Consider the following 13,344-nt stretch of genomic DNA (forward strand, 5'->3'; position numbering starts at 1 on the left):
TACAAAAAACAAAGAAGAAAAAACCAAAGGGAAAGGCAAAAATCACTATAAATATAGAAGGATAGAGAAGATAAAAGAAAAAAATGATGATTTTTAATGTGTTTAAGTTTTTACCGAGAATTACTACATTCAAGTATTTTTCCCAATTCTCTTCTTGTTGTATATTTTGGCATGCTTACCCATAATTTATCGCTTCTGAAGGACTCTAAGATGGTTTTATATGACAAAAGAAAATTCTTAAAATTTTCTGAAAGATTTTTGCCGATGATTGTGTTGTTAGATTCTGTCGTTTTATTTATTGCCTGGTTCATATATATTAAAGGTGTTGTAAGAGAACCATCTAAGAAAACTATATCATGAGGGGCCTTTGCTGAAAGTTCAAGTTCCATTTCCATCATTAATCCTCTAATAACTGTGCCTGTATCTGAATCATGCTTTTCTGGATAAATAAATACTTTGTGATGAGGTTTTTCCCAGTGTCTTTTTTCCGAGGGCGGAGTTAATCCTTCAATTGCAACGGCTGCACAAGCAGCAAAATCGGTTGCCAAAAGCCTTTCAACTACATAAGAACCATCTACCCCACAGGTTGTTGGTATCCCTGGATATCCAACTTCTGTATCTTGTTTCAGGATATTCTGCTCTTGTAATTGGTTGCGCATTTTGACCTTATTGTTTTGGATTTCCTTAAAGGATTCATAAATCCTATCCCCCACCAATTCACTTTTGGATAGCATTTCTTCAACAAGAGCTTCTGGCAATTCAGCAAAAGGAGTTTGTTCAACTTTTTCCATTTATAGCTCCTTCAACATTTTTTCTGTCTTTTTAAAAAACTTTTTCGCTTCAAAATCTTTCCATTGAGACATTCTTTCTGCTCTTGAAATAGCCCATCTTTCTTTCCAGTAATCAACTAAATTAAAAAAAGGGCGGTCAAACCAAATTGGCTTTTGGGCTTTCTGGATAACCTCTTTAAGATTCCTTACCAGAAGAAATAAATAGAATTCCCTTTTAATGCCATGAAATTCATAGGAAGAAAGACCTAAATAGTGAAGACCAAGGCTAATAAGTCTAAGCTTTCTTGAAGGACCATAACCATATCCTCTACTAATATCAATTCCTTTTCTCTCCAAAAAATCCAAAAGCTCTTCATATAAATCTTCTGGTATATGAAATGTCCCAGACCCCTTTGTATAACCTAAACTTTCGGCAACAGTTTCACCATTATATTTTAAGCGATTATAAAGACTACTTTTCCCAAACGCACTTGTGGTTGTAATAAATAAAAGTTCAGCTTCTAATTTTCTTTCTTTAATGATTGATATATAATTTTCGTATTTTTTCCTATATGCTTCTCTTATTTCATTAGATGTCAAAGCAAGAGCAACCATTTTCCCTCCCAATAATTCATTATAAGGAGGTAAAGCCCCAACTCGCTGGGCATTCATTGACCTATTTACCCATATGTCTAACTCATCATTAGGTAGACCAAGCCACCTATCACGAACTGACATTTTTAATACTGGACTCTGGAGACAAATCAAACCAAATGGGGTATTATGAGTTTTGTCCCACAACAAAAATCTCATCTGGCGACCATATGAGCGTTGAAATGGAATGCTCCACCAGATTAAATTCCACCAGCGAAATAAAATTTCTTCCAAAGAATCTGATTGAACCTCTTTCAATTGTAAAGAAATATTTTGGGAAATAATATCTTTTCCCTCTCGGCAAAAATTTTTCACTTTATCGATGTTATCTTGCAAAAAATTCTTGTGCTTAGAAATTTGCTCAAGCTTTGCCTTTTCTTGAATTTGTCTATATGCTTCTTTACTATCTCCTGCGGGTCGGACATGGGGATTTATTTTAAACCCCTGTTCTTTTAAAATATCGATTATTTTCTTCCGCAAAGCCTCTTTTCTCATTTTTCCACCATATTTTTCACTTTTTCAAATACCTCTCTTGCAATTTCTATGGCTTCTTCTGAATCCTTGGCGGTTGGTAGACCCTCAGGCAAAGCCCCAGGTAAAGCATCTGGATAGCGGGTAGGGATATAAAAGCGATCAAGCAAAAGGATTTTTTCTTTTAAATCTTTGAATGTTTCAGGCAATAAAGAGAGTAGATCAGCAAGTTTATGGCTCTTAGGATAAATAAAGTCTCTATGAATTATAAGGGCTTTTATAGTTTTTTCTACACATTGCTCTGAATGGAAGCAGGTTTGATTATAAATCCCCTCTTCCAAAGCAAGCTCTGCCATCTTCAGGTCCTCAGAGGCAAATTCTATCCAGCTTTTAATCTCCTCTTTCATATATTACCGCCCCTTTTCTAGAGATTTCTTCTTTAAAGAATAATCTGGTTGACAATAGTTTTTTAAATTCCTCTTGCGTATAAACAAGAACATCCAATCCAACCTCAGGCTTTAAAAGCAGAAGCACCTCTTTAATCCTATCTAAAAAGGGCTTGTTGCTATCTTTTATTATTACCATATCTATATCTGACCAATCCCCTATTTTCCCCTTGGGAAATGAGCCAAAGAGGATTATCTTATAAGGATTATATTCCCTTTTTAAAATTTCCTTCCACCGTTTTAACTCATCATTTAATTGAAAAGCCCTTTTATTATTCATAGCTTTCCTCTTTTCTTGGAAAATCGCCTTTTAAAACATCCTCAATAAATCTTTTTATTGCCCTTGAAATCTCATCTTTCATATTCAAATACTTTCTTACAAATTTAGGAGACCTCTCTGTTAAACCAATCATATCATTAAGAACCAATATCTGTCCATCGCAATGTATCCCTGAACCAATGCCAATTGTTGGAATTTTTAAAGATTCTGTTATTTTCTTAGCAAGGCTTCCTGGGATACATTCAAGGACAAGAGAAAATATTCCTGCCCTTTCAAGCTCAAATGCCTCTTCTATTAAAGCCTCATCCCTTTGCACCTTATAGCCACCCATTTTATGGATCGCCTGAGGTCTTAACCCAATATGACCCATTACCGGAATATCTGCATCCAACATTGCCTTTATGGTTGGGATAATCTCAATGCCTCCCTCAAGCTTTACCGCACTTGCCCCACCCTCTTTTGTCATTCTTCCTGCATTATAGACAGAATCTTTTATATCAACCTTATATGACATAAATGGCATATCACCAACAAGTAAAGCATTTTCTATCCCCCTTTTTACAGCCTTTGTATGGTGAAGCATCTCATCCATTGTTACCGGAAGGGTATTCTCATATCCCAAAACAACCATCCCTAAGGAATCACCCACCAAAACTATATCAATCCCAGCTTCATCCAATATCTTTGCCATTTGGAAATCATAGCAAGTAAGGGCTGTAATCCTTCTTTTTTCATTCTTCATCCTCTGTATCTCTGGAATTGTCTTCATATTATCTTGTATTATAATATCTTCGTAAATTTATTATCAAGAATATTTAGTATCGTCAAAATTCCGCAATCCGCAATTTAATACCTAATTCTTGGGTCAGAAATGGCAAGCAAAATATCTGCAGTAAGGTTTCCAACGATAAGAAGAAAGGTTGAAATAACAAGACCTCCCATAACAACATATAAATCCTGCGATAAAACAGCATCCAACATAAGCCTTCCCATTCCAGGCCATCTTGTAATTATCTCAATAAGGGCAGCACCTGATAAAACCGATGAAAGCTGGAATCCAAGAATAGTAATCATTGGATTTATTGCATTCCTCAATGTATGCTTATACAAAACATTATTAGAAGACAATCCCTTTGCCCTTGATGCTACAATATATGGTGCGGATAAAACCTCAAGGACATAACCCCTCATTATCCTCAATAGCCATCCAAGACCTCCGATAATAAGACAGCTTGCAGGAATAATTATATGTGAGCCATAATCTTTTATTTTCCCAAAAAATGAAAGCTCACTATTATAAATGCTACAAACACCACCAATAGGAAGAATATGTGTGTTTGCAGCAAAAAAGATAAAGAGAAAGGCGAAGAAGAATGTTGGAATGCTCATTGAAATAAATGAAAAGAAAGATATTGTTTTATCAAAAATAGAATATTTATGTTGTGAAGATATTAAGGCAAGGGGTATGGTAAAGAGCCATAAAAAGATAAGAACAACAAAAGAGAGGTATAGGGTATTAAAAATCCTTTGTTTTATCAAGGAAAGGACAGGGATATGGTAAGATAAAGAAATTCCAAAATCAAGCTTTATCAAATTCCAAAGCCATTTAACATATTGGATATAAAGGGGTTTGTCAAAACCAAATTCCCTTCTCATATCCTCAATTGTCTCTTTGCTTATCTCTGGATTAAGCTTAAGGGCTGTAAAGAAATCCCCAGGTGCAAGCTGAACAAGGAAGAAAGAGATAATTGTTATTCCAAGCAAAAGTGGAATGGCATGAAGAAACCTTTTAAGGATGTATCTTATCATCCTTTAATGAAAGAAGCTTTTCAAATGAAAGCCCTTCCAGGAATAAAAACACAATTCCGAAAATCGTTACAGGAACAAATGAAATAATATATGCTACCATTGAATAGGAAAAGGCTATATTTTGAGGAACATTGAATAAGGCTAAAGCAAGGATACAAAAATATTGATATGTTCCTAAATAACCTGGGGCAGCTGGAATCATAACACCAATAACAGCCATTACAAGGACAAAAAAGCCAACATAAATAGGAAGATTAAGGGAGAAACCAAAAAGGCAAAAATAGAGACAAAACCCATAAATAACCCAGGCAATAATGGAATAGACAGAGATAATAAGAACCTGACGAAAAGAGCCTAAAATAGAAAGCCCTCCCGCAAATTCGGAAACAACAAGTGCTAATTTTTGTGAAAAAGCCATTTTTTTTAAGACAAAGTCCTTGTGGGTTTTAAGGAGGATGAAAAAAATAAGGGTAAGAAGATAAATCCCTGTAATAATAAATCCCATAGTCTTTACCTTGCTTGGAAATGGACAAACAAACAAAAGAATGGCTAAAAATAAAAAAACAGAAAGCCCATCAAATACCCTTTCTAAAAGAATGGTTCCAAATGCAAGGCTTACACTTACATCCTCCCTTTTTTTAAGGATATACGCCCTTACAAGCTCGCCAATCCTTGCAGGTAAAAGGTTATTTACTGTAAGACCAATAAGAAAGCTTGATGTAAGGCTATAATAGCTTGGGGAATTTAAAAAGAAAAATCTCCATCTTATAACCCTTACTATAAAGCCAAAAACAGTAAAAAGAAATGATAAACCAATCCAACCCCATTTAATTGTTGAAAATGATTGAATTATCTGATGTAATGAAAGATTACAAACGGCAAGATAAATAAAAAAGGCACTTATTAAAATGGGAAGGAAAACTTTTATTCTGTTCATCAATTAAAATCCGAAATCTTAAAATCCGCAATTACAAATACTCCCTATGCCCAGTACCTGCTGGAACAAGCCTGCCAATGATAACATTTTCCTTTAATCCTGAAAGATCATCAATCCTTCCCTCAATAGACGCCTCTGTCAATACCCTTGTTGTTTCTTGAAACGATGCCGCACTAATAAAGCTATCTGTAGCTAAAGATGCCTTTGTAATCCCAAGAAGGACAATCTTTCCGCTTGCCTGTTTCTTTCTACTTCTCTTTGCTTGCTCGTTTATCTTATTAAATTTAGCCCTATCTACTTGATCACCTGGTAAAAGCTCAGTTTCGCCCGGATCTGTAACTTTTACCTTCCTTAACATCTGCCTTATGATAACCTCAATGTGCTTATCATTTATATCAACATCCTGTAATCTATAAACCTCTTGAACCTCGTTTAAAAGATATGTCTGTAACATTTTTTCACCCTCTATCCTTAATATATCATGCGGATCAATAGGTCCTTCAACAAGCTGGTCACCTGCCTTAACCATATCCCCTGGATGAACCTTGGGATGCCTTCCCATTGAAACACTATACTCCTTTACATCACCCGTTATCTCATTTTTAACCTCAATTATCCTTGTTCTTGTCCCTTCTGTTTCCCTAAAGCCTACAACTCCATCTATTTCAGAAAGAATAGCAGGGTCTTTTGGCCTTCTTGCCTCAAAAAGCTCAACAACCCTTGGAAGACCACCTGTAATATCCTTTGTGTAAATAAATTCTTGTGGAAATTTAGCAATTATATCGCCTGCCTTTACACTTTGTCCTTCTTCTACTACAAGCCTTGCACCATTTGGAATAATATATCTAGTAGCCTGACCATCGGTAGAAATTATCAAAACAACAGGTTGAAGCTTTCCCTCCCTATCAGAGATTATTGTTCTTCTATAATATCCTGTATTCTCATCAAGCTCCTCTCTTAATGTCCTTTCAGAAATAATATCAAAAAATTTAACCTCCCCCTCTACCTCTGTAAGGATGGGTTCGTTATAGGGATCAAAATCAGCAATTTTTCTACCAGCTTCTATAAGATCACCTGGTTTTGCAAATATCCTTCCTCCAGTTTTTAATTTTATCTTTCGTTCATCAGATACAATCTGAAGGCTGTCTCCAGAGAATTTAACGGTTCCACGAACCGGTGTTTGAATAAATCCATCTTCTGTTTGGATTATTTTCTCTCCTATATTTACCCAAAATCCTTCATGGACAATAGGCTTGAAAGAAGATGAAATAGATTGAGAAAATAAAACCTTTACAATTGTTATATCTCCCTCCCTCAAGGAGATATAGCTTCCATCACCAGCAGGAACAAGCCTCTTTGGAAGATCAACAACCCTTACAGGATAATCAAATTTTATCTCTGCCTCCTCAACCGCACGATGGGCTGTTCCTCCAATATGAAATGTTCTCATTGTAAGCTGGGTTCCTGGCTCGCCAATTGACTGTGCTGCAATTATTCCAACTGTCTCTCCCAAATTAACCAATTTTCGTGTAGAAAGGTCCCATCCATAGCACTTACTACATATGCCTTTTGAAGCTTCGCAGGTAAGAACAGACCTTATTTTTATCCTTTCAATCTCTGCCTTTTCTATTTTTTCTGCTATTTCTTCTGTAATCTCCTCATTCTCTTTGACAATAAGCTCTCCTGTCATTGAATCAACAACATTCTCAAGACAAACCCGTCCTAAAACCCTATTTGCCAAAGGAACAATAACCTCATCTCCCTCCTTTATTGGCTCAACAACAATCCCATTTATCGTCTTGCAATCATCTATGAGGACAATAATATCTTGAGATACATCAACAAGCCTCCTTGTAAGATAGCCTGCATCTGCTGTTTTTAAGGCTGTGTCTGTAAGACCCTTTCTGGCACCATGCGTTGAAATAAAGTATTCCAAAACAGATAAGCCCTCTCTAAAATTTGATGTAATAGGCAATTCTATAATTTCACCCGTAGGCTTTGCCATTAGACCCCTCATTCCTCCAAGCTGCCTTACCTGTTGCTTACTTCCCCTTGCACCCGAATCCATCATTAGATAAACGGGATTAAATCCTTCTTTATCCTTACTTATCTCATCAAAAAGCATCTTTGCAAGGTCTTCATTTACAGATGTCCAGATATCAACTACCTGATTATACCTTTCCTCATCTGTAATCAAGCCCTTCTGATATGCAGATTGTATTTTTTCCTGCCTCTTAAATGTAGCCTCAAGAAGCTTTTTCTTTCTCTCGGGAACCTTTATATCAACCATTGAGATAGAGCAAGCACCCTTTGTAGCAAATTTATAGCCAAGCTCCTTTATTCTATCAAGAAACAAAACAGCTTCGGTTGTGCCATATTTTGTATAAATTTTCCTTACTAAATTGCTCAGAAATCCTTTGTTTAAGGTCTGGTTTATATATCCTATATCACTTGGCACTGCCTTGTTAAAAATTACCCTTCCTGGTGTTGTCTCCTGTAATTTACCCTGTATCTTTATTTTTATAATAGAATGAAGGTCTATTTCTCCTGTTTCGTATAGGGAAATTACCTCATCACTATCCTTAAATATTCTTTCACTACCCTTTGCATTCTTCTGCTGTTTTGTAAGGTAACAAAGCCCTAATATTACATCCTGTGTTGGAGCAATCAAAGGCTTACCAGAAGATGGAGAAAGGAGGTTGTGTGAAGAAAGCATTAAGATTCTTGCCTCAAGCTGAGCTTCTAAAGAAAGGGGAATATGGACAGCCATCTGGTCTCCGTCAAAATCTGCATTAAATGGAACGCAAACCATAGGGTGGATTTTAATAGCCTCACCATCTACAAGAACAGGTTCAAATGCCTGGATAGAAGCCCTATGAAGGGTTGGTGCCCTATTAAGAAGAACCGGATGATTTTTTACAATCTCCTCAAGGGCATCCCATATTTCTTCGCTCTCTTCTTCAACAAGCCTCTTTGCACTCTTGATATTATGGGCATGGCCGGTAGCAACAAGACGCCTCATAATAAATGGCTTAAATAGCTCAATAGCCATTCTTTTCGGTAATCCACATTGATATAGACGAAGATTTGGGTCAACTACAATTACACTTCTTCCAGAATAATCAACCCTCTTTCCAAGAAGGTTTTGTCTAAACCTTCCCTGCTTTCCCTTTAGAATCTCAGAGAGGGATTTAAGCAATCTATTTGACGATGAAAGAACAGGTTTTCCTCTTCTTCCATTGTCAAACAGGGCATCTACTGACTCTTGAAGCATTCTTTTTTCATTCCTTATAATAACATCGGGTGCCCTAAGTTCAATAAGACGCTCTAGCCGATTATTCCTGTTAATAACCCTTCTATAAAGGTCATTAAGGTCAGATGTAGCAAATCTTCCACCATCAAGCTGAACCATAGGACGAAGGTTGGGTGGAAGAACAGGGACAACAGAAAGAATCATCCATTCTGGCTTATTTCCTGATTTAATAAAATTTTCAATAGTAGAAAGCCTCTTTACAATCTTTCTCCTTTTCGGAGCAGATTTTTCATCTTCTAATGACTTTCTTAAATTAATAGCGAGTTTCTTTAAATCCAGGGAGGATAGGGCTTCTTTAACAGCCTCTGCACCCATCTTTGCCTTAAATCCTTCTGGATACCTTTCTAAAAAGGCATTGTATTCACTATCTGATAAAACACTATATTTTTTTACAGGAACATCCTTCTCTACCTCAAGAACAAGCCAGCTATCAAAGTAAATGACCTCCTCAAGCTCCTGGTTTGTTATATCTAAAAGTAGTGCTATAGGAGAGGGGATTCTTTTTACATACCAGATATGAGAAACAGGTGCGGCTAATTCTATATGACCCATCCTTTCCCTTCTTGTTTCTGATTTTATAACCTCAACGCCACATCTATCGCAGATAACACCCCTATATCTCATACTTTTATACTTGCCACAGAAACATTCATAATCCCTTGTAGGACCAAAGATTCTTTCGCAGAATAACCCATCCCTTTCAGGACGCAAAGAACGGTAATTTATGGTTTCGGGTTTTCTAATTGCCCCCCTTGACCAACTTTTTATTACCTCAGGCGATATAAGCCCTATTTTGATAAAAATATTTCCTATATTAAAATCATTCTCAAACATCTTTCTGCCTCCTTGAATTGCATTATTTAAAAGAAATTCAAAATTCAAATTTTTCCCCTCTTATTCTTAACTTACCTAAACACATACAAAAACTTAAATTTTAAATTCCTCTTTTTCCTCCTTAACTCTTCTTTTTCCAAACATATCTTCTTTATCTTCCCTAAATAGGGAAGCAAGATCAATTGTTTTTCCCTTTTCATCAAGAATGTTAATATCCAATCCCAGGCTTCTTAGTTCATAAGCAAGAACCTTGAATGATTCGGGAATTCCAGGTGGATTTGCATTCTCTCCCTTTATAATAGCACTATAAGCCCTTGCCCTTCCCATAATATCATCGCTCTTTACTGTAAGAAGCTCTTGAAGGATATGGGAAGCACCATAAGCCTCTAATGCCCAAACCTCCATCTCTCCAAATCTCTGGCCTCCAAATTGTGCCTTTCCACCCAATGGCTGTTGGGTAACAAGGGAATATGGACCAATTGAGCGGGCATGAACCTTATCTTCAACCAAATGAATAAGCTTCATCATATAGATATAACCACAAGAAACCTCATTATCAAAAGGCTCTCCTGTTCTTCCATCATAGAGGGTTATTTTTCCAGAAGAAGGAAGCCCAACTTCGGTAAACATATTTCCTATTTCCTTTTCAGATAAGCTATCAAAAACAGGAGAAACTATTCTTACCCCTTTTTTATAGGCAATCCATCCAAGGTATGTCTCTAAGATTTGCCCAAGGTTCATACGGGAAGGAACCGAAAGGGAATTTAAAATAATATCAACAGGCGTTCCATCAGGAAGATAGGGCATATCCTCTATAGGCAATATTTTGGCTATTACACCCTTGTTTCCATGCCTGCCTGCCATTTTATCGCCTACTGTTATTTTTCTTTTCTTTGCTACATAAACCTTTGCCATTTCCTCTGTGCCTGTTCCTAGACTATCACCCTTTTTTTGCGAAAAATATTCAACACCTATTACTATTCCATCATCAGAATATGGCATCCTTAAAGATGTATCCCTGACATCCCTTACTGTCTCTCCAAAAATAGAGTAAAGAAGCTTGTATTCAGGAGAAAGGTCTTTTTCTCCCTTTGGTGTAACCTTACCAATTAAAATATCGCCAGATTTAACTATTGCTCCAACCCTAACAACACCATTCTCATCAAGGTTTTTTAAAGCCTCCTCACCTATATTTGGAATGTCCCTTGTCATTACCTCAGGGCCAAGCTGAGTTTGCCTTCCTTCAAGCTCATACTTTTCAATATAGATGCTAGTGAACAAATCCTCAAAGAGAACCCTTTCTGAAAGGATAATGGCATCTTCATAGTTATAGCCCTCCCAGGGCATAAAGGCAACAAGAAGGTTTCTTCCCAAAGCAAGCCTTCCATTATCAATAGATGGTCCATCAGAGATAACATCACCCTTATTTACAACATCACCCTCTCTCACGGTTGGTCTTTGGTTAATGCAGGTTCCCTGATTTGAACGCTTATATTTTATCAGCTTATAGCTTCTCTTTTCATTTTCGTTTTCAATCTCTATTGTATCAGAGATAGCCTTTGTTACCTTTCCAGATAGAGAAGAGACAAGAACAGAGCCACAATCTTTTACAACCTTTTCCTCCATCCCTGTCATAACCAAGGGTGCTTCTGTATGAAGAAGGGGAACGGATTGACGCTGCATATTAGAACCCATAAGCGCCCTATTCGCATCATCATGTTCAAGGAATGGGATAAGGGATGTGGTTGCTGAAATAAGCTGTTTTGGAGAAACATCAATATAGCTAACCTCTTCTTTTGAAACTAATGGAAATTTATCTCCCTTTCTTACTAAAATTAGCTTCTCTATAAAATTTCCCTTCTCATCAACAGGTGTTCCTGCATAGGCAATGTTATAGTTCTCTTCCTCGTCTGCTGGAAGGTATTCAATCTCATCTGTTACCCTTCCATCTTGAACTTTAAAATATGGGGTTTCTAAAAAGCCAAATTCATTTGGTTTTGCATAGATTGAAAGGGATGTTATTAAGCCAATATTTGGTCCTTCTGGTGTTTCAATAGGGCAAATTCTTCCATAGTGAGATGGGTTTATATCCCTTACCTCAAATCCAGCCCTTTCTTTAGAAAGACCACCTGTTCCCAATGCAGAGAGCCTCCTTTTGTGGGTAAGCTCAGCTAATGGATTTGTTTGATCCATAAATTGGGAAAGCTGATTTGTTCCAAAGAATTCATTTATGCTTGCAATAAATGGCCTTATGTTAATAAGGGATTGTGGAATCATAGTTTCAATATCCTGCATACTCATTCTTTCCTTTATGTTTCTTTCCATCTTTATAAATGTAGACCTTAGATGGTTCTCAAGAAGCTCGCCACAGCTTCTTACCCTTCTATTACCAAGGTGATCAATATCATCAATCCTTCCCTCTCCATTGGAAAGGCCGATAAGATACTTAATTGCAGCAATAATATCCTCTTTTGTTAGAACAAGGACAGACTCTTTTATATTTAAATTAAGCTTTTTGTTTATCTTATATCTTCCAACAGCAGAAAGGTCATAGGATCTCTCATCAAAAAACATCCTGTTGATACTTGCCTTAACATTCTCTATATTGATTGGCTCACCTGGTCTTAAAATAGAATATATCTTTATCAAAGCCTTTTTTAGGTCTTGCGTTTCATCCTTTTCAAGGGTATTCAGGATAGGAGAAATAAGGACCTGGTCTGTATCTAAAACACGAAGCTTGCTAATTCTTAAATCCTTCAATTTTTCTAGCAACTCAGAGGTTATTCTATCGCCTGCAAGGGCAATTATTTCTTCATCCTTTTTTATCTCCTCAGCTAGCCTCATTCCTAAAAGCTTTTTGGAAAGACCTATCTTCTTTTCTCCCTCAGCAAATAAAGAGATTATTTCTCTGTTGCTGACATAGCCGAGGGCTCTAAGGAATGTTGTAACAAGAACCCTCCTTCTCTTAGAAAGCCTTGCATAAATAAGATTATTTGCATCAAGCTCAAATTCAAGCCAGGCACCGTTATATGGAATTATCCTTGCTGTATAAAGGTTTTCTTGCTTATCGTATTCATAGTATATGCCAGGGGAGCGATGTATCTGGCTAACGATAACCCTCTCTGCTCCATTGATAATAAAAGAGCCCCTTTGTGTCATAAGGGGAATCTCCCTCATATACACATCTTGTTCCCTTATTTCTCCTGTTTCTTTCCAGAGAAGCCTAAATTTTGCCTTTAAAGGAATAGAGTATGTTAGATCCTTTGCCCTGCATTCCTCCTCTGTCCATTTTGGCTTGTCAAAGAAATACTCAACAAATTCCAATGTTACCCTTTCGTTAAAGTCTGTTATTGGAAATGTTTTTGCAAAAAGCCTTTGAATCCCATAATTCTTTCTTTTAGAGGGTAAAACATCCCTCTGAAGAAATGCATCATAGGAATTAAGCTGGATTGAAATAAGGTTTTCAAGAAAAAACGGCTCCCTTATCTTCCCAAATCGTATTTCTTGCATTATTACATAAATTATAACTTAAAGGGAATATTTTTGTAAAGGATTTTTTTTACATTTAGTTTTAACCTACCTTACAATCATTTTTTTAATGACAGAAAACTCACCTGCCTTTAGTTTATAAAAGTATAATCCAGAGGAGAGGTTTTGGCCCTGATCATTCTTTAGGTCAAAGAATATCGCCCTCTCTTTTTGGGTATATGAGCCAGCCTTTCTTTGTCCTGCTTCTATTGTTCTTACCTTTTGTCCGAGAATGTTATAAATTTCAAGGGAAACATTGCTGTCTTTGGAAAGTTTGAATGGGATATAGCAGGCATCCTTTG

At 36.6% G+C, this 13,344-nt stretch carries 10 protein-coding genes; all 10 read right to left on the minus strand.

The annotated features are described in order from the left end of the window. Positions 1-110: 110 nt before the first annotated feature. Positions 111-791 carry a DNA double-strand break repair nuclease NurA gene (locus AB1630_05810; GenBank protein ID MEW6103319.1) on the minus strand — a complete coding sequence of 227 codons (681 nt, stop codon included), beginning with the start codon at positions 789-791 and terminating at the stop codon, positions 111-113. Continuing rightward, positions 792-1,919: a Druantia anti-phage system protein DruA gene (locus AB1630_05815; protein MEW6103320.1), complete on the minus strand. Its 1,128-nt coding sequence runs from the start codon at positions 1,917-1,919 to the stop codon at positions 792-794. Continuing rightward, the gene (locus AB1630_05820; protein ID MEW6103321.1) at positions 1,916-2,302 is read right to left on the minus strand and encodes a HEPN domain-containing protein; all 387 of its coding nucleotides are present in this window, start codon (positions 2,300-2,302) and stop codon (positions 1,916-1,918) included. Before AB1630_05820 ends, AB1630_05815 begins: the two co-directional genes overlap by 4 nt. After that, the gene (locus tag AB1630_05825) at positions 2,286-2,621 is read right to left on the minus strand and encodes a nucleotidyltransferase domain-containing protein (GenBank protein MEW6103322.1); all 336 of its coding nucleotides are present in this window, start codon (positions 2,619-2,621) and stop codon (positions 2,286-2,288) included. Before AB1630_05825 ends, AB1630_05820 begins: the two co-directional genes overlap by 17 nt. Beyond that, positions 2,614-3,390 carry a 3-methyl-2-oxobutanoate hydroxymethyltransferase gene (gene panB, locus AB1630_05830; protein ID MEW6103323.1) on the minus strand — a complete coding sequence of 259 codons (777 nt, stop codon included), beginning with the start codon at positions 3,388-3,390 and terminating at the stop codon, positions 2,614-2,616. Before panB ends, AB1630_05825 begins: the two co-directional genes overlap by 8 nt. A 77-nt stretch (positions 3,391-3,467) precedes the next feature. Further along, the gene (locus AB1630_05835) at positions 3,468-4,430 is read right to left on the minus strand and encodes an ABC transporter permease (protein ID MEW6103324.1); all 963 of its coding nucleotides are present in this window, start codon (positions 4,428-4,430) and stop codon (positions 3,468-3,470) included. Next, positions 4,411-5,367 carry a lysylphosphatidylglycerol synthase transmembrane domain-containing protein gene (locus AB1630_05840; GenBank protein ID MEW6103325.1) on the minus strand — a complete coding sequence of 319 codons (957 nt, stop codon included), beginning with the start codon at positions 5,365-5,367 and terminating at the stop codon, positions 4,411-4,413. The genes AB1630_05835 and AB1630_05840 overlap by 20 nt, the downstream gene beginning before the upstream one ends. A 31-nt stretch (positions 5,368-5,398) precedes the next feature. Next, on the minus strand, positions 5,399-9,562 hold the full coding sequence (gene rpoC / locus AB1630_05845) for a DNA-directed RNA polymerase subunit beta' (GenBank protein ID MEW6103326.1): 4,164 nt from the start codon (positions 9,560-9,562) through the stop codon (positions 5,399-5,401). A 45-nt stretch (positions 9,563-9,607) separates the two neighbouring features. Then, positions 9,608-13,024, minus strand: coding sequence for a DNA-directed RNA polymerase subunit beta (gene rpoB / locus AB1630_05850; GenBank protein MEW6103327.1), 3,417 nt, complete (start codon positions 13,022-13,024; stop codon positions 9,608-9,610). 66 nt (positions 13,025-13,090) lie between these two features. Continuing rightward, positions 13,091-13,344 (minus strand): T9SS type A sorting domain-containing protein (locus tag AB1630_05855; protein MEW6103328.1); only part of this gene is annotated, 254 nt, incomplete at its 5' end.

It is taken from the genome of bacterium (assembly GCA_040753555.1).
Classification (GTDB): Bacteria; UBA9089; UBA9088; order UBA9088; family UBA9088; genus JBFLYE01.